The sequence below is a fragment of the Capnocytophaga sp. HP1101 genome (assembly GCF_054772415.1).
In genome coordinates, this window is the sequence record NZ_BPUU01000003.1 from 164,991 (window position 1) to 189,482 (window position 24,492).

At 41.3% G+C, this 24,492-nt stretch carries 15 protein-coding genes; 14 read left to right on the top strand and 1 reads right to left on the bottom strand.

Annotated elements, in window-relative coordinates; translation table 11 throughout:
- Nucleotides 1-7 precede the first annotated feature (7 nt).
- A complete protein-coding gene (gene bglX, locus RCZ04_RS01665; protein WP_460484196.1) occupies nt 8-2,293 on the top strand; it encodes a glycoside hydrolase family 3 protein in 2,286 nt (761 codons plus the stop codon).
- Nucleotides 2,294-2,368: 75 nt separating this feature from the next.
- On the opposite strand, the gene RCZ04_RS01670 is transcribed toward bglX, so the two are convergent.
- Nucleotides 2,369-4,075, bottom strand: a complete 1,707-nt coding sequence (locus tag RCZ04_RS01670; RefSeq protein ID WP_460484197.1) for a glutamine--tRNA ligase — start codon at nt 4,073-4,075, stop codon at nt 2,369-2,371.
- 929 nt (nt 4,076-5,004) lie between these two features.
- On the opposite strand from RCZ04_RS01670, the gene RCZ04_RS01675 reads away from it, so the two are divergent.
- The 13 genes from RCZ04_RS01675 (at nt 5,005) to rplW (ending at nt 24,483) form a co-directional block, all read left to right on the top strand.
- Nucleotides 5,005-6,531 carry a carbohydrate-binding domain-containing protein gene (locus RCZ04_RS01675; RefSeq protein WP_460484198.1) on the top strand — a complete coding sequence of 509 codons (1,527 nt, stop codon included), beginning with the start codon at nt 5,005-5,007 and terminating at the stop codon, nt 6,529-6,531.
- A gap of 316 nt (nt 6,532-6,847) precedes the next feature.
- Nucleotides 6,848-7,504, top strand: coding sequence for a carbonic anhydrase (locus RCZ04_RS01680; RefSeq protein ID WP_460484199.1), 657 nt, complete (start codon nt 6,848-6,850; stop codon nt 7,502-7,504).
- A 1,052-nt stretch (nt 7,505-8,556) separates the two neighbouring features.
- Entirely contained in the window at nt 8,557-11,751 is a 3,195-nt protein-coding gene (locus RCZ04_RS01685; protein ID WP_460484200.1) for a SusC/RagA family TonB-linked outer membrane protein, read from the top strand.
- A gap of 12 nt (nt 11,752-11,763) precedes the next feature.
- On the top strand, nt 11,764-13,716 hold the full coding sequence (locus tag RCZ04_RS01690) for a RagB/SusD family nutrient uptake outer membrane protein (RefSeq protein WP_460484201.1): 1,953 nt from the start codon (nt 11,764-11,766) through the stop codon (nt 13,714-13,716).
- A gap of 829 nt (nt 13,717-14,545) precedes the next feature.
- Nucleotides 14,546-15,454: an SPFH domain-containing protein gene (locus RCZ04_RS01695; RefSeq protein WP_460484202.1), complete on the top strand. Its 909-nt coding sequence runs from the start codon at nt 14,546-14,548 to the stop codon at nt 15,452-15,454.
- A 227-nt stretch (nt 15,455-15,681) separates the two neighbouring features.
- Nucleotides 15,682-18,114: a phenylalanine--tRNA ligase subunit beta gene (gene pheT, locus RCZ04_RS01700; protein WP_460484203.1), complete on the top strand. Its 2,433-nt coding sequence runs from the start codon at nt 15,682-15,684 to the stop codon at nt 18,112-18,114.
- Between the two features lie 1,283 nt (nt 18,115-19,397).
- Nucleotides 19,398-19,805: a 30S ribosomal protein S12 gene (gene rpsL / locus RCZ04_RS01705; RefSeq protein ID WP_002675007.1), complete on the top strand. Its 408-nt coding sequence runs from the start codon at nt 19,398-19,400 to the stop codon at nt 19,803-19,805.
- A 33-nt stretch (nt 19,806-19,838) separates the two neighbouring features.
- The gene (gene rpsG / locus RCZ04_RS01710; RefSeq protein WP_106095968.1) at nt 19,839-20,315 is read left to right on the top strand and encodes a 30S ribosomal protein S7; all 477 of its coding nucleotides are present in this window, start codon (nt 19,839-19,841) and stop codon (nt 20,313-20,315) included.
- Nucleotides 20,316-20,323: 8 nt separating this feature from the next.
- Complete coding sequence (gene fusA, locus RCZ04_RS01715) at nt 20,324-22,444, top strand: elongation factor G (RefSeq protein ID WP_460484204.1); 2,121 nt, start codon at nt 20,324-20,326, stop codon at nt 22,442-22,444.
- 12 nt (nt 22,445-22,456) lie between these two features.
- Nucleotides 22,457-22,768: a small ribosomal subunit protein uS10 gene (rpsJ, locus tag RCZ04_RS01720; RefSeq protein ID WP_460484205.1), complete on the top strand. Its 312-nt coding sequence runs from the start codon at nt 22,457-22,459 to the stop codon at nt 22,766-22,768.
- Nucleotides 22,769-22,941: 173 nt separating this feature from the next.
- Nucleotides 22,942-23,559, top strand: coding sequence for a large ribosomal subunit protein uL3 (rplC, locus tag RCZ04_RS01725; protein ID WP_460484206.1), 618 nt, complete (start codon nt 22,942-22,944; stop codon nt 23,557-23,559).
- Nucleotides 23,559-24,188, top strand: coding sequence for a 50S ribosomal protein L4 (gene rplD, locus RCZ04_RS01730; protein WP_460484207.1), 630 nt, complete (start codon nt 23,559-23,561; stop codon nt 24,186-24,188). The genes rplC and rplD overlap by 1 nt, the downstream gene beginning before the upstream one ends.
- Before the next feature lie 7 nt (nt 24,189-24,195).
- Nucleotides 24,196-24,483, top strand: a complete 288-nt coding sequence (gene rplW / locus RCZ04_RS01735) for an uL23 family ribosomal protein (RefSeq protein ID WP_460484208.1) — start codon at nt 24,196-24,198, stop codon at nt 24,481-24,483.
- The last annotated feature ends 9 nt before the right edge of the window (nt 24,484-24,492 follow it).

Genomic DNA, 24,492 nt, shown 5'->3' on the forward strand with positions numbered 1-24,492 from the left:
AAGTATTATGAAGAAATTAATCTGTGCTGTCATAGCCTTATTCGCTGTGGTAGCTTGTAACAACCCTTCTAAAACCGATGACAACACGCCCGTGAAATGGGAGTCGTTTAGTGGCGACAAGAATATCGAACGCAAAGTCGATTCGCTCCTCGCCTTAATGACCTTAGAAGAGAAAATAGGTCAGCTTTCGCAGTTCTCAGCTAATTGGGATATCACAGGACCTGTAATGCCTGACGACTTTCAGCCTTACCTCGAAAAAGGTCTCGTGGGCAGTGTGTTCAACGCCGTTACAGTGCCTGGCGTGCGCAAAATGCAGGAAACAGCGGTGAAGAAAAGTCGTTTAGGCATCCCTATCCTCTTTGGCTACGACGTGATCCACGGTTATAAAACCATTTTCCCGATGTCGCTAGCCGAGGCTTGCTCTTGGGATTTAGACCTGATGCGCCAAACCGCTGCCATTGCCGCTGAAGAGGCTTCTGCCGATGGTCTTAAATGGACATTCGCTCCTATGGTGGATATTGCCCGCGACCCTCGCTGGGGACGCGTGATGGAAGGTGCTGGCGAAGACCCTTTCTTGGGGAGTGAAATTGCCAAAGCGCGAGTACAGGGCTTTCAAGGCGGTAGTGATTGGCATTCACTCAGCCAAACCAATACGCTCTTAGCTTGCGTGAAACACTTTGCAGCTTATGGGGCTGCCGAAGCAGGTCGCGACTATAACACAGCTGAGCTCTCTCAGCATACGCTTTGGAATTTCTATCTTCCTCCTTATAAAGCCGCTATTGATGCAGGCGTGGGTACTGTAATGGCTTCGTTTAACGAAATAAACGGCATCCCTGCTACCGCCAATCGCTATCTAATGACCGATATATTGCGCAAGCAATGGGGCTTTAAAGGCTTTGTAGTTACCGATTATACGGGTATCAATGAACTCGTGCCTCACGGCATTGCTGCCGATGAGAAGCACGCTGCTGAGTTGGCTATCAATGCGGGTATTGATATGGATATGACAGGCTCTACTTTTATTAAGCACCTCAAGAAATTAGTGGAAGAGGGTAAAGTAAAAGAAGAAGCTATCGATACTGCCGTGCGCCGTATCTTGGAAATGAAGTTCGTACTCGGCTTGTTTGACGACCCTTATAAGTTCCTCGACGAAGACCGCGCTAAGAACACCCTTATGAAACCTGAATTCTTGCAAGTAGCTCGCACGGCTGTTGCCAAATCGGTGGTATTGCTTAAGAATGAGGGAAATGTATTGCCTATTGTTCCTGACGCCACCAAACGCGTTGCCCTCATCGGTCCTATGGTGAAAGACTCTATAAACCAGAATGGTGAATGGCAAGGTCGTGGTGATCGTGAGCTCAGCGCTTCTCTCTTCAAAGGATTACAAGAGGTGTATAAGGATAGCAAAGTGCAATTTAGCTACGCACAAGGGGCTACCCTCACTGCTACAAGCTCTGCCAATATTGCCAAAGCCGTAGCTACAGCACGCACTGCTGATGTGGTGGTAGTAGCATTGGGTGAGGACTATAACTGGTCGGGTGAAGCAGCTTGCCTTACCGATATACGTTTGCGTGCCCCACAACGTGAACTCCTCCGTGCGCTCAAGCAAACGGGCAAACCTATAGTGTTATTGGTGTACAGCGGTCGTCCGCTCGATCTCAGTGAAGAAAGTGAATTAGCCGACACCATTCTTCAAGTGTGGTTCCCCGGTACGCAATCGGGTTACGGTATCGCCGATGTGTTAGCAGGTAAATACAATCCTTCAGGTCGCTTAGTGATGACCTTCCCGCGTAATGTAGGACAAGTGCCTATCTATTACAATCACAAGAGCACCGGTCGCCCTGTCGACCCTAACAACCCTATGGGCGATTATCGCTCTAAGTACGAGGATGCACCCATTACGCCCTTGTATCCTTTCGGTTACGGCTTGAGCTACACTACCTTTACTATTAATAAGGTGCAACTCAGCAGTGCGACCCTCAGCAAAGGAGGCAAACTTACGGCTACCGCCGAAGTAACCAATACAGGCAACCGCGATGGTGAAATGGTAGTACAACTCTATATTCGCGATTTGGTAGGCAGCGTTACCCGTCCGGTGAAAGAACTCAAAGGCTTCCAAAAAATTGCTCTCAAAGCAGGTGAGAGCAAGCAAGTGCAGTTTGAAATTACTGAAGAGCTATTGTCTTTTTACAATGCCAACTTAGAAAAAGTCGCCGAACCTGGTGCTTTCAAACTCTGGATTGCCCAGCATTCTGCCGATAATAGCAATGAAAAAGACTTTGAACTGAAGTAGATTTTTCCTTTCATTATACGCAAAAAGGATTGCTCTTCTCGGGCAATCCTTTTTATTTTATTAATGTATACTATCTTATTCGCTAATCTTAGCCCACGTATCTTTGAGTCCTACGGTTTTGTTAAATACTAATTTCTCAGGGGTAGTATCGGGGTCTACGCTGAAATAGCCAAGGCGTTGGAACTGTACCGTTTCGCCTGCTTTAGCCGTTTTGAGGCTGGGCTCTACGTATGCGGTTACTACTTTTAGCGAATTAGGGTTGATGTAATTCAAAAAGCTGTCCTCTTGGCGGTCAGGTTCAGGAACGGTGAAAAGGCGGTCGTAAAGGCGTGCTTCCGCTTCCACAGCGTGTGGGATAGACACCCAGTGGAGCGTACCTTTTACCTTGCGCATACTCGCTTCAGTGCCACTACCGCTCTTGCTTTCGGGGTCGTACGTACAGTGTATTTCAGTGATATTGCCCTCGGCATCTTTCACTACGCTTTCCGCTTTAATGATATACGCATTTTTCAGGCGCACTTCACCTCCTAATTTCAGTCTAAAATACTTCTTATCCGCTTCTTCTCTAAAATCGTCGCGCTCTATGTAGAGCTCTCTGCTGAAAGGCACTTGGCGGAATGTCATAGGGGTAACCTCAGGATTGTTTTCAGCGTCGAGCCACTCCTCTTTTCCTTCGGGATAGTTGGTAATCACCACTTTCACAGGGTCGAGCACTGCCATTACGCGGTTAGCTTTTTTGTTGAGGTCTTCGCGTACGCAAAACTCCAAGAGCGACACATCAATAAGGTTTTCGCGTTTGGCAATCCCGATGGTATCGGCGAATTTGCGAATCGCCTCAGGAGTATAACCACGACGTCGCAAGCCCGAAATGGTAGGCATACGAGGGTCGTCCCAGCCTGCTACATAGTGCTCGTTCACCAATTGCAAGAGCTTGCGCTTGCTCACAATGGTGTGACTCAAGTTTCTTCTCGCAAACTCTCTCTGTTTGGGTCGCGTTGTTCCCCCTTTGGACGGGGTTAGGGGGAGGTTTTTAACTTGATCCAAAAACCAATCATATAGTTCTCTATGTGGCAAAAACTCTAACGTACAGAGAGAGTGTGATATTTGTTCGAGGTAGTCGCTTTCGCCGTGCGCCCAGTCGTACATAGGGTAAATGTGCCACTTGTCGCCGGTGCGGTGGTGCGAAGCGTTCATAATCCGGTAGATGATAGGGTCGCGCATCAGCATATTGGGTGATGCCATATCAATCTTGGCGCGCAATACGTAAGTACCGTTCTCGAACTCGCCGTTTTTCATACGCTCAAAGAGGTCGAGGTTTTCCTCGGGCGAAGTGTTGCGATAAGGGCTTTCGGTACCTGCTACGGTAGGTGTACCTTTTTGAGCGGCAATCTCTTCGGAAGTTTGTTTATCAACATAGGCTTTGCCTTGCTTGATGAGCATTACCGCCCAGTCATAAAGCTCTTGGAAGTAATCAGAAGCATAGCACTCTTTATCCCATTTGTAGCCTAACCATTCCACATCACGGCGTATCGCATCCACATACTCTTGTTCTTCTTTAGAAGGGTTTGTATCGTCAAAACGAAGGTTCACAGGGGCGTTGTAGCGCAAACCTAAGCCGAAGTTCAGACAAATAGAGCTCGCGTGCCCCAAGTGCAAATAGCCGTTAGGCTCAGGCGGAAACCGGAAACGCAAAGCGTTAGCAGGAAAACCTGCCGCGAGGTCTTCCTCAATAATATTTTCTATAAAGTTGTTAGAGCGTTGTTCTTTTAATTCTTCTGACATCTTTTTTCAATGATTAATGATAAACAATTAAGGGGCAATGAGAGGTGATGCTCTTTGTTTAGGTCTAAAAATAAAGCTGTAAAGAATACTAATAACCAATTATTTCTCAATCGCTTTTGCTTTACATCTCCCCTCTGAAGAGTTTTTTAGCAATTGCCGAGCCACTGAATCAAGGTAATATTCCCTGATGATTAGCACTTTTATCTTCCTTACAGGTTTGTATCAAACTTTGATAAAATTTAAATTTCTTCTTTATTCTCTTCTAATTTTAGTCGTTAGTTATTATAGTTAATCATTAATCACTAACCATTAATTACTAACAAAGTGCAAAGGTACGAATAATTAGCAAATTAGCAAGTGTGCCAATAATCAAAATTGCTTTCCGTCAAAATCACAACCAAATACATTTTTCTCAGTGATTTCGCGTTTTTAACATTTTTTTCTCAATAAACTAAAAGGCACTTTTTAGCTGTTGAAATTCAGTTTACTAACACCTTTCCTTCGTCTTAGGTTCGCCTTAGGTTCGCTTTAGGTTCGTCTTTCCTTCGGTCAAAGTAGGTCGAAGGTATAAGATGAAAAGAAAATGATATTGCTGGTTATCAAAGTTTTGTATTTTTAAGCAACAAATAAGATATAACAATATTATTTTGAATAAAAAGTAGCTATTTAAGAAATTTTGGCAATTAATTCATTACTTCTTCATAGTTTCTCCTGCAACTACTGCAGAGGAAGTTTTCTATACCTTAATATCACCACATTCTTCTTCTAAAAGTAGCTCTGTAACTCCTTTTTTTGCCAGTGTAGGTTGCACTTCGTCGATACAATCTCTCTTTTCATCGATACAATCCTCCTTTTTATCTATATTTGTTGCAATTCAAAGACTGTTTAAAATATCTTTGCACTGTAAAATAACTTAAACCCATATATCTATGAAAAAAATAATTCTTTTAATGGCAGGACTTGTCGCTATGACGACGGCTTGCTCCAAAGACGACGACGATAGCGGAGGTTCTTCCTCTGGCAGTGTGACCATCGGTACAGCTAATACTACCTCAAGTAGCGCCTTAGGCACTACTACCACAGGTAAAGACAATACCGATTTGCTTGCTAACAACAGCTTCGCTAATACAGTAACCATTGCTTTTAATGGCACTTCAGCTACCGTAAGTAATAACGTATCAGGCGTAACGGTAAACAATAGCAACGGTGTGGTAACCGTAAATTCTACCGCTTCAGGCGTAAATTATCAAGTATCAGGTACGGCAAGTAGCAGTCAGTTACTCATCAATAGTAGTAGCAGTCAGTTCAAACTTACGCTAAATGGTGCGAACATCACCAATAGTAGCGGGGCAGCTATTCTCATCAATTCAACCGCAAAAGGCTTTGTTGAATTGGTAGCGGGTACTACCAATACCCTTAGCAGTTCTTCGGCTTCAGCTTTTATTAGCTCAGGTGCTTTGCTCTTTGAAGGCTCAGGTAGTTTGAATTTGAGTAGTACAGCCAAACACGGTATTGCCGCCAGCTATGTGCGCGTAACCGAAGGTAATATCACCGTAACAGCCACTGCTTCTCACGCTATTCAAGGTACATCAGCTGTGTATGTAGATGGTGGTACGCTCAACCTTACTTGTACTAAGGACGGTATTCAATGCGAAGAAGGCAAGATTTTTATTAATGATGGTAGCATTACTATCAACGCTGGAGATGATGGTATTACAGCTGCTTACGAGAGTACTACCTCAGGAGTAGCTAATTTGACCATCAACGGTGGTACGATCAACGTAACAGCCACTGGCGAAGGGTTGGAAGCTAAGAATATTCTTACTGTCAATGGTGGTACTATCAACCTCAAAACTACCGACGACGCTATCAACGCAGGCGAAGCTCTTTATTTCAACGGTGGTAAAACCTATGCGTACGCTACAGGTAATGATGCGATTGATACTAACGGTAAGTTAGGCATCACAGGCGGTATCGTGATCGCCATAGGCACCGCAATCGCTCCTGAAACCAGTCTAGACGCTACTGCCGAAGATAGCACTTGGTCTACAGGATTTACTATCACAGGTGGTTATTTGGTAGCCATAGGCGTAGGCAACACTCCTGATACGCCACTTACAAGCTCCACCCAAAAAACCGTGGTATTGGGTGGTCTCTCAGGTGCAGCTTCACAAATAGTGAACATCACTTCTACCTCGGGTACTGAAGTGGTAACGTTTAAAGCGCCAGTAGCCTATACTCACTTGATGGTATCCAACTCTAAACTCGCTAATGGTACTTACAACGTGTATACAGGTGGTAGTGTAAGCGGAGGCGAAGATTTCAACGGCTTGTACACTTCGGGTACTTACTCAGGCGGTACATCTGGCACTCAATTCACCGTAAGCTCACAAGTAACCACCTCAGGCGTTAGCTCAGGTTTTGGTGGCAGAGGCGGTCGCCCAGGAGGTTGGTAAGCTCATATTTTCTTTCATTATATTTAAAAGAGGTCGTTTTTAACCACAAGCGACCTCTTTTTCACTTTTCACTTCGCTTATATATACGAATCAAGGGTTAAAATTGGTAACATTTGTTTTATAGTAAGTTATGATGACCGTCACTAATTCCCCCTTTGAAGGGGGGTAGGGGGGATGTTTCTTTCACTTTTTTGGTCACTAATTCCCCCCTCAATAAAATAAGCTAACCCTAATTAAAAACTTGTCATTTCCCCAAAAACTCCTATCTTTGCCTTCTCATTAATCATTAACCACCAACCATTAATCATTTATATTTATGTCTACATACAATAAAATATTCGAAAACAATCGTCAATGGGTAAAACACCGCAAAGAGGGCGACCCTCATTTCTTCGAGAAACTCGCCGAAGACCAGAATCCCGACTATCTTTATATAGGTTGCTCCGATAGTCGTGTAGCTGCCGAAGAGTTAATGGGTGTAGGTCCTGGTAAAGTGTTTGTACACCGCAATATTGCCAATGTAGTAAACACCCTCGATATGAGTTCTACCGCCGTGATACAATACGCCGTGGAACACCTGCAAGTAAAGCATATTGTCGTATGTGGTCATTACGATTGCGGAGGTGTAAAAGCTGCTATGCAAGCCAAAGACTTTGGTTTGTTAAACCCTTGGTTGCGTACTATTCGCGATGTATACCGCTTGCATCAAGCAGAACTCGATGCCATTACTGATGCCGACCACCGTTACCGCCGTTTGGTAGAACTGAATGTAGAAGAACAGTGTTTCAATGTTACCAAAATGGCAGTTGTGCAAGAAAGTTATCTCAAACACCAATACCCTGCTGTTCACGGTTGGGTATTCGATATTCACACCGGCGAACTCATAGACCTTAATCTCGACTTCGAAGCCTTCCTTCATAAAATCCAAAAGATATACGACCTCACCGGACAAGAATGGTACAAACCCTACTAATTTCACACAGTAGTCAAAAGTCAAAAGGTGTCATATATCAGCTCCAACTATTCTCTGGCTACTTTACAACGAACTTATATTAAATACGATTTCTCTCAAAAGCTTCTTTATAAACACCTATTCTACCACGTCTCTCTTTTCCCTCCCCTAAGTCTCTCCGATAGCACCCTCTTTTTTAACCTACCTCATAAAACTTTTTCACCGTCTCACCCTCGTCATTTGTCGTTCATTCCTCATTGCCCGTACGACTGACACCTGCCTGTGTGGGTCACACTTTTCCTTCACTACGCTCCCCCTTGGGGAGGAAGTCCGCAAGAGCGGAGTATGTGTAAAAGGGGGAGGTTTCTTTCGCTTCCCCGTCACCACATTCCCCCTTTGGAGGTAGCCAGCGACAGCTGGGTATGTGTAAAGGGGGAGGTTATCTCCTAGTGCCTATGGACTAAGGCCTAGCGCCTCTTCCTCTTTCTTTCGCCTCGAAACCCCATTTTTACCATTTTTAGCCTTGTTGTATTATGTTATGAATCAACTATTTATATACCCTTTCTATACCAATCGTCCAAGATTCGTATAAGCTTCCTATAAGCTCTCTATAAGCTAACCCCACCCATCTTACAGCCTTTTTTCATCAAAAACTCTCCCTTTCCTCTTCCGCTCTTTTCTGTTTCCTTCCGAATCCTCCTAACAGTCCCAACACATCGCTTTTTCATCTTAAACTTTGCCAAAGTTGAATAAACTAATAATATTTACTCCTTTACTCATTTCCAAATTCCCTCATTTTCTCATTCTCTCATTTTCTCATTTTCTCATTTTCTCATTTTCTCCGCCCGTCGTGCTACGACCTCACACTTTCTTCCTTTTTCTTTTGAAAAGTGTTAAAATTAATAATAAATACACTTTCTTTTATTTTCTCCTTATGTATTGTAATTCATATGATTATCCTCTTTATTTAAGGAATTATATAAAATTATTTAAAAATATTAGCTATAATTATTTGGTAAGTATAATAAATAGTTGTACTTTTACGCCGTAAATTTCATTTAATAGCCAAACTTATGAAAGAAAAGTATTTAACATTTGTTATGTTTGTGTTAGGTTGCTTTTTAACAACTCTTATGGCACAAACCATCTCAGTAAAAGGTAAAGTTACTGACGATAAAAAAACGCCTTTACCCGGTGTTTCCGTAGTGGTTAAAGGCTCTACGCACGGTACATCTACTGATTTTGACGGTAATTACCAAATCCAAGCCAAAACAGATGATGTGCTCGAGTTTAGCTTTGTAGGGTTTACTACCCAAACTAAAAAAGTTGTAGGGGGGGGTAATTCTTATACAGTTAATGTACAGCTAAAAGAAGATACCCAGCAACTCAGCGAAGTGGTAGTGGTGGGGTTTGCTACTCAAAAGAAAGAAAACCTTACAGGTGCAGTAACCTCAGTAGATTCCAAAGCATTAGAGAATCGCCCCGTAAACAACGTAACCCAAGCCCTACAGGGGAACGTTTCTGGGGTGAACTTCTCTGTAGGAAATGGAGGCGGACAGTTGGACAGTAACCTTTCATTCAATATTCGTGGTACAGGTACTATTGGGTCAGGATCCAGTGCCAGTCCGTTAGTACTTATAGATGGTATGGAAGGTGATATGAATACTTTAAATCCTAATGATATAGAAAGTATTTCGGTATTGAAAGATGCAGCTTCGGCTTCTATTTATGGGTCGCGTGCGGCTTTTGGAGTGATTTTAGTAACTACAAAATCAGGTAAAGATGGTAGAATGGTGATGAATTATAGTACTAATTACCGCCTTGCTTCACCCGTAGGCCTTCCTGAAATGTTGGATTCAGAAGATTTTGCTAACTATTTTAACGAAGCTCAAAAAAATAACGGAGGGGCTCCTGTATTTGAAGATCGTATTCTTGATAAAATAAAGGCTTATAAGGAAGGAAAACTAAAAGATGCTACCGATTGGAACCCAACCAAAGATGGAAATGGTGCTTGGAATGACTACAAGCAAAGTTGGGCAAATGTAGATTGGTTTAAAGAGTTTTATAGAACTTCCACTCCTTCGCAAGAACACAATTTTACAGCTCGTGGTGGTACTGAAAAGATACAATATTACGTGTCATTAGGTTGGCTTGATGCTGAGGGGTTATCGCGTTATAATACCGATAAAATGTCACGTTACTCAGCACAAGGAAAGATATCAGCACAAATACTTCCTTATTTAAAGTTGAATTACAACTCACGTTTCAGTCGCAGAGATTTCTCTCGTTCTTCTTATTTAGGAGGTTTGTTTTTCCACAACATAGCCAGACGTTGGCCTACCTTACCACTTAAAGACCCTAATGGTCATTATATGAACGGTAATGAAATTGCACAGCTCAATGAGGGTCGTGATAAAACACAAAGTGATGGACTTACCCAACAATTAGCTTTGGTATTCAATCCTATAAAAGGATGGGTAACCAATGTAGAGCTCAACTACCGCACTTCTACTATCTTTAATAATTGGTACTACTTGCCTATCTACAAATATGGTTTACACGGTGAACCTATTCCTATTTCACGCGATGGGGAAGCCCCTGCTGGACATTCAAAAGTAAGTGAATGGGCAGCTCGTTACAACTTCTTTAATACTAATATATATTCATCTTATACTAAAGAGATTAAGAAACATACAGTTACTGCATTAGCAGGTTTTCAATCAGAGCTATTCAAATCACGTCAATTTTCTGCTTCTCGCGACGAGATATACAGCAAAAACTCTCTTTCACTCAACACTACAGGAGGAAAGAATGATGATGTAAGTGGAGATTATCAACACTGGTCGACCGCAGGTTTCTTTGGTAGGCTCAACTACAATTACGACAGCAAATACTTATTGGAAGTGAATGCTCGTTATGACGGTAGTAGCCGTTTCTTGCGCGACCAACGTTGGAACTTGTTTACTTCAGCTTCTGTCGGTTGGAATATTGCCAAAGAAAGCTTTTGGGGACACCTTGGTAAATTTGGCGAAGCGGTAAGTGAGTTTAAGCTAAGAGGTTCTTATGGAGAATTGGGTAACCAAAATACTGATAGCTGGTATCCTTTCTATCAAACAATGAATATAGGGGCTAACAATGGTAATTGGCTACTCAATGGAGATAAGACCAATACAGCCTACGCTCCAGGGTTAATAGCCTCTACTCTTACCTGGGAAAAAGTAGCTTCTTGGAATGCTGGTTTTGACCTAACAGCTTTAAAAAACCGTTTTAAGTTTACTTTTGAATTGTTTAGCCGTAAAACCTATAATATGGTAGGTCCTGCCCCTCAACTGCCTCCTGTATTAGGTACAGCTCCTGCTCGTATCAACAATACCGATATGGTGTCAAACGGATTTGAAATTATAACCAGCTGGAATGACAAAATAGGCGAGAATTTCTCGTACAACATTAAAGCTAATCTTACCGACAGCCGTCAAAAAGTTACAAAATACCCTAACAAGAATAACTCCTTAGGAAATTATTACGAAGGACAGTATTTAGGTGAAATATGGGGCTACCAAACACGTGGCATTGCTAAAAGTGATGCCGAGATGACCGAATGGTTAAAAACACACGACCAAAGTGCTTTGGGGAACAACTGGGCAGCAGGTGATATAATGTACGAAGACCTCAATGGTGATGGTAAAATCAACGGAGGTTCTAATACTGTGAATGACCCAGGTGACAGAAAAATTATAGGAAACACTACTCCTCGCTATAATTTTGGACTACTTGTTGATTTGAAATACAAAAATGTATATTTCAGTATGTTTTGGCAAGGTACAGGGAAGCGCGATTTAATCTTCAACGACTCTCCTTATTTTAGAGGAGCTAACCAAAACGTATGGCAATCAGCAGGTTTTAAAGAACATTTAGATTACTTCCGTCCCGAAGGTACTGATAGTCCTTTTGGTCCTAATGTAGATGCGTATTATCCACGTCCTACTATGGACGGTGGAGGAAAGAACTTTGTGGGTCAAACTCGTTGGGTACAAAATGCAGCCTATGTGCGTTTGAAAAATATACAATTAGGTTACGACTTCCCTTCTGATATTATGAAAACTATTGGTATAGACAATTTGCGAATTTATATCTCAGCCGATAACGTATTTACCTTTACCAAACTCTCTAAGATATTCGACCCAGAAGCCAATGGAGGTTCTTGGGGACAAGGTAAGCTATACCCTCTTTCAAGAGTGATTTCAACAGGATTAAGTTTAACCTTCTAAAAGACTAATACGATGAAAAAGATATATAAAAATATAATCATAGCTACCTTTTCGGTAGGGCTTATAGGATGTAATAAGTTTTTGGATAGAGAGCCATTATCAAACATCACTCCTCAACAGTATTTCAATACCGAATCGGATATGGCGGCGTATACCATTAGTTATTATAATTTTCCTACTCACGGAGGATATAGTATAGGGCGTTTCAAAGCAGATAATGGTACTGATAACCAAGCTGATAGAAATCCTAATGTTGCATGGCTAAAAGGGCAATGGCACGTACCTACTGGAACTGATGGGTATGCTTTTGGGAATATCAGAGCTATCAACTATTTTATAGCAGAAGTAACCCCAAAAATAGAGGAAGGAAAAGTAGTAGGAAATCCTGCTAATATCAAACATTATTTGGGAGAAGCTTACTTTTTGAGAGCTTATGAATATTTTAATCGTTTAGAATATTACGGAGATTTTCCTATTGTAAAAACAGTACTTCCCGATAATGAAGACGAGCTAATAGAAGCTTCCAAACGTCGCCCTCGCAATGAGGTAGCCCGCTTTATCTTAGAAGATTTAGACAAAGCTATCAGTTTATTAAAATCAAGTCCTGTGGAAGGTAAAAACCGTATCAGCAAAGAAGTTGCTCAGCTTTTCCGCTCGCGTGTAGCTCTTTTTGAAGGTACTTGGCTCAAATATCACAAAGGTACAGCCCATGTGCCAGGAGGTGCTGGTTGGCCAGGAGCTAATATACCTTACTTATCAGGATTTTCTATTAACATAGACACTGAAATTAATTACTTTTTGACAGAAGCAATGGCTTCTGCCAAAGCTGTAGCCGATGCCTTTCCATTAGTAACCAATAACCACAATACTACTGGTGCTGATGTATTTAGTAATCCTTATTTCAAAATGTATGGAGACAATAGTCTATCAGGCTATTCAGAAGTGTTGTTTTGGAGACAGTACAGTGCTGAAAAAAGTGTAGGACATTATACCAATGGTTTCTTGACTGGTGGTGGTAACAGTGGCTATACACGTGGTTTTGTAGATGCTTTCTTGATGAAAAACGGTTTACCTATTTACGCCAATGGCTCTGGCTACCAAGGTGATACCGATCTTACTACTGTAAAAGTAAACAGAGATGAGCGCTTGCAACTCTTTATGCGTGTACCAGGTGATTATTTGGCTGTTACTCAGCAAGTGAATAACTATCCTGACATTATCAACTCAATAGTTGAAAGAAAATCGGTAACAGGATACGACGTAAAAAAAGGATTGAATGGCGATGCTAAGTACCTTACCGATGCAGTGCTTACTGAGACAGGTTGTATAGTATTCCGTGCCGCTGAGGCTTACCTTAACTATATTGAAGCTTGCTATGTAAAAAACAATAGCCTTGATAATGATGCTAGCCGTTATTGGAAAGCTTTACGCGCTCGTGCTGGAGTGAGTGAGGATTATAGTGCTACTATAGCCGCTACCGACCTTACCAAAGAAAACGACTGGGCGGTCTATTCAGCAGGGCAAAAGGTAGATGCTACTTTGTATAATATTCGTCGTGAACGCCGTTGTGAGTTCATAGCTGAGGGAATGCGCAATAACGACCTTCGTCGTTGGCGCGCTATGGATCAGCTCCGCAATTATCAAATAGAAGGAATGAATCTTTGGACAAGTATGTATGATAAGGATACTTATAAGAATACTGATGGCACTTCTAAATTAATAGCTTTACCTGCTGCTAGCCCTAATATATCGGCAAAAACATTGAGCGTGTACATTCGTCCTTACCAAATTATACAACAAAATAACTTGTATTACAATGGTATTACTTGGACAAAAGCACACTACCTATCACCTATTGGTTTTGAGAACTTCTTGCGTACTTCCAAAGGCGGCAATATAGCCACTTCGGTTGTTTATCCAAATCCATATTGGCCAGCACAAGCCGATGGTATTCCTACTGAATAATGTCTAAAATAACATCTTTCATAACATAATTTTTATTGCTTAAATAGGAAAAGCTACCTTCGAGGGGTAGCTTTTTCTATTTTATAGCTATTCGCCATAAACTTTTCCATCGCCTCACCTTTCGTCATTTGTCATTCGTCTCTCGCAATTTCTTCTCCTTTCCGTCACTACATTCCCCCTTTGGAGGTAGCCAGCGACAGCTGGGTATGTGTAAAGGGGGAGGTTATCCCCTATTGCCTATGCCAAGACCCCACACCTCCCAATTTTCTCATTTCCAAATTTGCTAGTTTCCTAATTATCCCTTCTCCTTTCCGTCACCACATTCCCCCTCATTGAGGGGGCTAGGGGGAGGTTATCTCCTAGTGCCTATGACCTAAGGCCTATCGCCTATTTCTCTTTCTTTCGTCTCGAAACCCTATTATTGGCATTTTTAGTATTATTGTATTACAGTATTAATCAACCACTTATACACCCTTTGTATAACAATCGTCCAAGATTCGTATAAGCTTCCTATAAGCTTTGTATAAGCTAAGCGTACCCTTCTTATAGCCCTTTTTCACCAAAATCACCTCCTCCTCTCTTTTGAATTCCTCCGATATCTTTCTTCTTCCTAATCTCCCTTCTGAGACCCTCAGAGTTTTCCGTAGTTTCTCCAACAAGTCTGAAATGTCCAACTCGCCCGACTCGTCCAAACTCCCCCTTATAGCCCGTACGGCTCGCACCAGCCTTTCGTGCTACGACCTCGCAACTAATTTTTTCATTTTTCTTGCACAATTCAAAAAAAGAATATACATTTGTAGCCGAAAAATAACCCATAAAGTTTCATATTATGTATATACCTTATGTTTTAATCTTTTTAGCATTAGTATTTTTGCTATCTACTTTCTTCACCGTGCGCCAACAAACCGCCGTGTCAGTAGAACGTTTCGGTAAATTTATGAGCATCCGTCACTCAGGCTTGCAAATGAAAATACCTGTTATCGATAAAGTAGCCGCACGCATCAGCCTTAAAATCCAACAGCTCGATGTGATTGTAGAAACCAAAACCCTCGACGACGTATTCGTCAAAATCAAAGTGTCAGTACAGTTCGTGGTCATCAAAGAAAAAGTATACGACGCTATCTATAAGCTCGAATACCCACACGACCAGATTACCAGCTATGTATTCGACGTAGTCCGTGCCGAAGTGCCTAAAATGAAACTCGACGATGTGTTTGTCAAAAAAGATGATATCGCCATCGCTGTAAAACGCGAAGTGCAAGAATCTATGGAAACCTATGGCTATGACATCATCAAAACCTTGGTAACTGATATCGACCCCGATGCACAAGTAAAAGCCGCTATGAACCGCATCAACGCAGCCGAACGCGAAAAAGTAGCCGCTCAGTATGAAGGTGATGCACAACGCATCCTTATCGTCGAAAAAGCAAAAGCTGAAGCCGAAAGCAAACGCCTCCAAGGTCAAGGTATCGCCGACCAACGTCGCGAAATCGCACGCGGACTCGTAGAAAGCGTAGATGTGCTCCACAAGGTAGGCATTAGCTCGCAAGAAGCCTCCGCCCTTATCGTGGTTACTCAACACTACGATACCCTCCAAGCCGTAGGTCAGCAAACCAATAGTAATCTTATCCTACTCCCTAACTCACCCGAAGCAGGTAGTGAGATGCTCAATAATATGATTACCTCATTCACCGCTTCAGCCCAAGTAACCGAAAACTTGAAGAAGAAAAACGACTAATTTTTGGTTAAACTGATTATTTTTCAAAAGCTATTCATTTTTTTGAATAGCTTTTTTTGTGATTATTACTAAAAGTATTACTTTTGCACTCTGTAATAACTAAGGGTTATAAACAGTAATCAAAAGTGAAGCGTAAAGAGTCGCTTTTGCAGGGTATACACTTTGCCAAAGTTTCAAACTTTGGCAAAGTTTAGTGGCACTTAATTGAAGATTGAAAAAAAAGAACTATGAAAATATCATATAGCTGGTTAAAGCAATATTTGAAGTTAGAAATGCCTGCTGAAGACACAGCAGTGATTCTTACTGATTTAGGTTTGGAAGTAGAAGGCATTGAAGCCTTCGAAAGCGTTAAAGGCGGGCTCAAAGGCGTAGTCGTGGGGCACGTACTCGAATGCGAAAAACACCCCAACGCCGATAAACTAAAAATCACTAAAGTAGATGTAGGAGCTGAAGCACCTTTGCAAATCGTTTGTGGGGCACCCAATGTAGCCCAAGGGCAGAAAGTACCTGTAGCGACCATTGGTACGGTGCTATACGACAAAGAAGGCAAACCTTTTGAAATTAAGAAAGGAAAAATTCGTGGTGAAGAGAGCTTTGGAATGATTTGCGCTGAAGACGAACTCGGCTTAGGCGAAAGTCACGATGGTATTATGGTACTTGATGACAAATGGGAAGTAGGAACCCCTGCCTCAAAAGTCTTCAATATAGAAACCGACGAAGTGTTTGAAATAGGTCTTACCCCTAACCGCGCCGATGCAATGAGCCATTACGGTGTAGCCCGCGACCTCCGTGCAGGATTGATGCAAAAAGGTACTTCCTTAGAGCTTATCACCCCTTCTATTACCAAATTCCACGTCGATAACCGTTCCCTTAAAATAGATATTGAAGTACAGAATAAAAAACTCGTACCTCGCTACACAGGTGTAACCATTAGCAATGTGCGTGTCGCCGAATCGCCTGAATGGTTGCAAAACAAATTGAAAGCTATTGGTATCACGCCTAAAAACAACGTAGTAGATGCTACCAACTATGTGCTACACGGTATGGGGCAACCGCTCCACGCTTTCGATGCCGACCATATCATTGGACGCAAGGTGATTGTAAAGAACGCTGTAGAAGGAGCCAAGTTTAAAACCCTCGACGGGGTAGAACGTACTCTCAGCAGTGAGGATATTATGATTTGCGATGCCGAAAAGCCTTTGTGTATAGCAGGGGTATTAGGAGGTGAAAACTCAGGTATTACTAATTTTACCCGTAATGTCTTCTTAGAAAGTGCTTATTTTGACCCTGTAGCCGTACGCAAAACTGCCAAACGCCACGGCATCAATACCGATGCTTCTTATCGTTTTGAACGCGGTATCAATATCGAAGACTGTAAATATGCCCTAATGTACGCTGCGGTGCTCATTGAAAACATCGCTGGAGGAGTCATTTCTTCTGATGTCATCGACTTTTACCCTAAAAAGCAAGAAGACTTTCAGGTGTTTCTCGCCTTTGAGAACGTCGATAAGCTTATTGGTCAGAAGATTTCACGTGATACTATTAAATCAATTTTGCACTCTCTTGATATTAAAGTCAATTCGCTTACTGAACGCGGTTTAGGTCTCTTAGTACCTTCTTATCGTGTAGACGTGCAGCGTGAAGCTGATGTGATTGAGGAAATTCTCCGTATCTATGGCTATAACAATATTGCTATTAGTGAAAAAGTGAATGCTACTATGTCGCATTCATCTAAGTATACTGACCTTAATGTGCAAAATGTAGCAGCGGAACAGTTGGTGGCTCAAGGCTTCTTTGAGATAATGACCAATAGTCTCGTGTCCGAAAAAGAAATCACTACTTATACCGAAAATCCAGCACAAGCTGTAAAACTCCTCAATCCACTTAGCAGCGATTTGGGTTATATGCGCAAAAACCTTGTGTTTTCAGGCTTAGAAGTTATTGCCTACAATAACAATCGCAAGCGCTCTGATTTAAAGTTATTCGAGTTTGGTAAGAACTATCATTATATCGACGGTAAGTATACTGAAGATAAACACTTGGTGATCTATCTCACTGGTAATAGTCAGACTGAACATTGGGGAGCTCCTGTACAAAAAACGTCTTTCTTCCAGCTTAAAGGAGTTGTTGAAGCGCTTTTTGAACGTTTCGGTTTACAAGGAATTACTGCCTTATCTTTGGAAACTAATGATGCTGTGAGTGCCGAAGGGTTCCGTTGGCAAATAGGGGAGACCCTTTTGGGAACGATAGGGGTAGTTAAGAGCAAAGTACTTAAAGATTTTGGTATCAAACAAGAGGTGCTTGTAGCTGACCTATATTGGGAAGTGATTTTAGCACAAGTGCAAGAACATAAAGTTGTGTACAAAGAAATTGCTAAATACCCCGAAGTACGTCGTGACTTAGCTCTTCTTATTGATGAGAAAGTAGCCTTTGCTGACCTTTATAAAGTGGCTTACGCTACTGAGAAAGACCTTTTAAAACACGTAAACCTTTTTGATGTATACCAAGGCGACAAACTACCGGAAGGCAAGAAGAGTTACGCCCTTAGTTTTGTACTCCAAGACGACAATAAAACTCTTACTGATAAGCAAATTGACAAGACGATGCAACGCTTACAAGTTGCTTTTGAAAAGCAATTAGGGGCTACATTGAGAGAGTAGAAAAACTTGACGGTTTAAAATTAACATAAAACGGGAAAGAAAGACGGTGTTTTTTACACCGTCTTTTTTATGTTTGGTGTTTAACTAAAGGTAAGAAAACGAAACTTCAAATAGCAGAGGAAGTTACTTTTTTGTTTGAAGAAATCTTATGCTTAGCTTATACAAAGCTTATAGGAAGCTTATACGAATCTTGGACGATTGCTATACAAAGGCTGTGTAAATAATTAATTAATAATATAATATAATAATGCCAATAATGCCAAAAACAGGGTTTCGAGACGAAAGAAAAGGAAGGTTTGTAGCGCGACAGTTGGGGGAGAGGCTGTAGCAGGACTGGCGGAGAGAAATAGCAGATTAGCAAATTAGAAAATAAGCAAATGGGAGTGAGCCACATAGGCAATTGAACTTAAAAATTAGCAAAAGAGAAAGTGTAAGATGGGCAAGAGTGGACGAGTAGAACGGTTTGAAGTTTTCAGAAGGGCTCTGAGAATCTCCAAAAAATATAGGTGAGATTGGGGTGTTAGGGTGAGTTCGACATAAGGCTAAAGTCGTTTATGAATCTCACGAATTTTCACTTAATGGTAAGTATCTTGTGATAGGAATATATGATATTAAGTATTCGTTAGCCTTGCGTTACTTTTGTGGGGGTGTATTGTATATTTGGTGTATTGTGCTATATTTTCAGAAAGAAAAGTTTTATTTTTTATAGAGATTATAGCCCTATCTGTTATTAGCGTACTTCCCTACAACGAAATTTGAGAAACAAATATGGAGTTCAGCGGGAGCTATTTTTTGAGATTAGCTACACAAAAATAGAGTTAAGAGAATCCTAATTTGTTACTTAAATAGAGGTTCTCTATTGTTTTTTGTAAAAGGTAGAAGCGCTTCACTTTCTCCCTAACACATAATTTTTTCTTTTCTCAATTAAAAAGTATAAATTATTTTGTGATATTTGTAACAAAAATAAAGGAGGTGTAAGTTGTTATAATATAAGGTGTTTCGCAAGTATTTAACCCATAAACATTTGATATTCAACGGTTGTTTGTGTGTTTTGTTTATGGAAAATTTCTTAGTGTATATTATATCTTATTTATTACATCTTATCACTTATCATTCAATTAGTTTTGCAGTTTCAAAAAATAGTTGTACTTTTGCACCCGCTTTGAATTAGATAATAGGTATAAAAGTATAGGTGATATGACATTTATGCTAATTTCTAACCTTAATATCTTTAATTTCTAAATAAGTAAACAAATAAACAAATATATATAGTATTGTAAATTATGCCAACAATTTCACAATTAGTACGAAAAGGAAGAACCAGAATTACCAAGAAGAGTAAATCGGTTGCTTTGGATTCGTGCCCACAACGCCGAGGTGTTTGTACTCGTGTGTATACCACAACGCCTAAAAAGCCGAACTCAGCTATGCGTAAAGTAGCGCGTGTTCGTTTGACTAATGGCAATGAGGTGAACGCTTACATCCCAGGTGAAGGTCACAACCTCCAAGAGCACTCGATAGTATTGGTACGAGGCGGAAGGGTAAAAGATTTACCAGGTGTTAGATACCACATTGTTCGTGGTGCTCTCGATACGGCTGGTGTAGCAGGTAGAACGCAACGCCGTTCTAAATACGGTGCGAAACGCCCTAAACCAGGACAAGCAGCTCCCGCCGACAAAAAGAAAAAGTAATTTAACACACAAAATCTTTTAACTAAAAAAGAAATGAGAAAAAGACAGGCTAAAAAACGCCCCCTTTTACCAGATCCTAAGTTTAATGACCAATTGGTTACTCGTTTTGTGAATAACCTTATGTGGGATGGTAAAAAATCAGTGGCTTTTAAAGTATTCTACGACGCGATTGACATTGTAGAACAAAAGAAAAATAACGACGAAAAGTCGGCATTAGAAGTTTGGAAAGACGCTCTTAGCAATGTGATGCCTCACGTTGAAGTACGTTCACGTCGTGTGGGTGGTGCTACGTTCCAAATCCCTATGCAAATACGCCCCGACCGTAAAGTGTCTATGGCGATGAAATGGCTCATCGGTTTCGCTCGCAAGCGCAATGAGAAATCAATGGCTCAGAAATTGGCTGCCGAAATCATTGCTGCCTCTAAAGAAGAAGGTGCTGCCGTGAAGAAAAAAATGGATACGCACCGTATGGCTGAAGCTAACAAAGCGTTCTCACACTTTAGATTTTAATTAACACGATGAGTAGAGATTTAAAATATACAAGAAACATAGGTATTGCCGCACACATTGATGCCGGTAAAACCACCACTACTGAGCGTATCCTGTTCTATACAGGTAAGACGCACAAAATCGGTGAAGTACACGATGGAGCTTCAACAATGGACTGGATGGAACAAGAAGCTGAACGCGGTATCACTATCCAATCAGCTGCAACCACCTGTAAATGGAACTTCCCTACTGAAAATGGTAAACCTACTGCCGACGCTAAAGAGTATCACTTTAACATTATCGATACCCCAGGCCACGTGGATTTTACTGTGGAAGTAAACCGCTCTCTTCGCGTGCTCGACGGATTGGTGTTCCTCTTCTCTGCCGTTGATGGTGTTGAACCTCAATCTGAAACTAACTGGCGCTTGGCCGACAACTACAAAGTGCCACGTATTGGATTTGTAAACAAAATGGACCGCCAAGGGGCTAACTTCCTCAACGTTTGCAACCAAGTGAAAGATATGCTCAAATCTAACGCTGTGCCTATCGTATTGCCTATCGGCGACGAAGCTGACTTCAAAGGAGTTGTTGATTTGATCAAAAACCGCGCTATCGTTTGGCACGAAGAAAACTCTGGTTCTACTTTTGACGTAGTAGAAATTCCTGCTGAAATGAAAGAAGATGTCGCTAAATACCGCGCTCAACTTATCGAAGAAGTTGCGGGTTACGATGAAGGTCTTCTCGAAAAATTTATGGAAGATGAAAATTCTATTACCGAGGACGAAATTCACAAAGCATTGCGCGCTGCCGTAATGGATATGGCTATCATCCCAATGGTGTGCGGTTCATCATTCAAAAACAAAGGAGTACAATTTATGCTCGACGCCGTTTGCCGCTACTTGCCTTCACCTCTTGACAAAGAAGCTATCGAGGGTACTAACCCTGAAACTGGCGAAGTTGCTTTGCGCAAACCTGCCGTTGACGCTCCTTTCTCTGCCTTGGCATTTAAAATCGCAACCGACCCTTATGTAGGTCGCTTGGCATTCTTCCGTGCATATTCTGGTCACCTTGATGCAGGTTCTTACGTGTTGAACACTCGTTCTAACAACAAAGAGCGCATCTCTCGTATTTACCAAATGCACGCTAATAAGCAAAATCCTATCGAATATATCGAAGCTGGTGATATCGGGGCTGCTGTTGGTTTTAAAGATATCAAAACTGGTGATACTCTTTGCGATGAGAAATACCCTATCGTACTTGAAAGTATGGTATTCCCTGACCCTGTAATTGGTATCGCTGTTGAACCTAAAACTAAAGCCGATGTTGATAAATTGGGTATGGCTCTCGCTAAATTGGCTGAAGAAGACCCAACTTTCCAAGTGAAAACTGACCAAGCCTCTGGGCAAACTATCATCTCTGGTATGGGTGAGTTGCACTTAGATATCATCGTTGATCGCCTCAAACGCGAGTTCAAAGTGGAAGTAAACCAAGGTCAACCTCAAGTAGAATACAAAGAGGCTATCACTGGTAAAGCTGATCACCGCGAAGTCTACAAAAAACAAACAGGGGGTCGTGGTAAATTTGCCGACATCGTATTCCGTATGGAACCAGCCGAAGAAGGTAAAGTAGGCCTTGAGTTCGTAAACGAAATCAAAGGGGGTAACATTCCTAAAGAGTATATTCCATCGGTTGAGAAAGGTTTCAAAGAAGCAATGAAGAATGGTCCTTTGGCAGGCTTTGAAATGGACTCAATGAAGATTGTTCTTATTGATGGATCTTTCCACCCTGTGGATTCAGACTCATTGTCATTTGAGTTGGCAGCCAAATTGGGTTACAAAGAAGCTGCTCGCGCTGCAAAAGCTGTATTGATGGAACCTATTATGAAACTCGAAGTAATTACTCCTGAAGAAAATATGGGTGATATCGTGGGCGACTTGAACCGCCGTCGTGGCCAAGTAAACAATATGGACGACCGTAACGGTGCTAAAGTAATCAAAGCGTTTGTCCCTCTTTCTGAGATGTTCGGTTATGTGACAGCGCTTCGTACTCTTTCATCAGGTCGTGCTACTTCAACAATGGAGTTCTCTCATTATGCAGAAACTCCTTCAAATATTGCAGATGAAGTAATTAAAAACGCCAGAGGCAACTAATTTATTGTAAAAATGAGTAATCAACAAAAAATAAGAATAAAGTTAAAATCTTACGATCACAACTTGGTAGATAAGTCTGCTGAGAAAATCGTAAAGACAGTAAAATCAACAGGTGCAGTAGTTACAGGACCTATTCCGTTACCTACACACAAAAAAATCTTTACTGTGTTGCGCTCACCTCACGTAAATAAAAAAGCGCGTGAACAGTTCCAATTGAGCTCTCATAAACGTCTCCTCGACATCTACAGCTCATCATCAAAAACTATTGATGCTTTGATGAAATTGGAATTGCCAAGTGGTGTAGAAGTAGAGATTAAAGTTTGATAACTTTACTAAAATGTCCCGAAACTGCGGGTTAGGGAAAAACGGATAAAAATGATTCAGGGTTAAAAAGCCTCGGGCATTTTTTGACCCTGAAACATTTATAATCTGTACCCCTGTGGCCTAAGGCCTATGGCCTATAACAAGTAATAACTTAATAACAAATATTTAATTTTATGTCTGGGTTAATCGGAAAAAAAGTAGGAATGACCAGCATTTTTGATGAGAACGGTAAAAACGTACCTTGTACCATCATCGAAGCAGGTCCTTGCGTAGTTACCCAAGTCAGAACCAAAGAGGTTGATGGCTATGATGCTCTTCAGCTTGGTTTCGATGACAAAGCAGAAAAACGTGCTACCAAAGCTGAGCTTGGTCACTTCAAAAAAGCAGGTACTTCTGTTAAGAAAAAAGTTGTTGAATTCCAAGGTTTTGAACAAGAGTACAAATTAGGTGATACTATCACCGTTGATTTCTTTACCGAAGGCGAATTTGTGGATATTACAGGTACTTCTAAAGGTAAAGGTTTCCAAGGCGTTGTTCGTCGCCACGGATTCGGTGGGGTAGGCCAAACTACTCACGGTCAGCACAACCGTCTTAGAGCACCCGGTTCAGTAGGTGCTTCGTCTTACCCTTCTCGCGTATTCAAAGGTATGCGTATGGCTGGACGTATGGGAGCTGAAAAGGTAACAGTACAAAACTTGAAAGTATTAAAAGTGGTTGCTGAGAAAAACCTTCTCGTTGTAAAAGGTTGCATCCCTGGCCACAAAAATGCTTACGTAACTATTCACAAATAATGGAAGTAGCAGTATTAAACATACAAGGAAAAGAAACAGGTAGAAAGGTAACCCTTTCTGATGCTGTGTTCGGTATTGAGCCTAACAATCACGTAGTATACTTAGATGTGAAACGCTATTTAGCTAACAAACGTCAAGGTACTCACAAGGCTAAAGAAAGAAACGAAGTCGCTGGTAGTACTCGCAAAATTAAAAAACAAAAAGGTACTGGTACAGCTCGTGCAGGTAGCGTAAAATCTCCTGTATTTGCGGGTGGTGGCCGTATTTTCGGACCTCGTCCTAAAGACTATACACAAAAACTTACTAAAAACGTAAAACGCTTGGCTCGCCGTTCTGCCCTCAGCGCTAAACTCCAAAACCAAGCCCTCGTTGTAGTTGAAGATTTAAACTTCGATGCTCCTAAAACTAAAGATTTTACCGCTGTTGTAAAATCATTAGGCCTCGAAAATAAAAAATCACTTTTTGTGTTGCCAAATACAAATAATAACGTATATTTGTCCTCTCGTAACCTACCCAAAAGCAGCGTAGTAACCGCTTCTGAATTAAACACTTACCAAGTGGTGAACGCTACTAATGTAGTACTTACTGAGAGCTCAGTAGCAGTTTTAGAGTCAATTTTAACAAAATAAGAAGAAAATGAGCGTATTAATTAAACCTGTAAATACAGAAAAAGCTAACGAAAATGGCGAGTTGAGAAACTGCTACACTTTCGTAGTCGCTAAGGACGCTAACAAGATTCAAATCAAAAATGAAGTTGAAGCTACTTATGGCGTTAAAGTGAAATCCGTACGTACCCTTAACTACGGCCCTAAACGATCTACTCGTTATACGAAAACAGGCTTGCAAATCGGCAAAACTAACGCTTTCAAAAAAGCAGTCGTGCAAGTTGAAGACGGAACTATAGATTTTTATAGTAATATTTAAGTATTTATC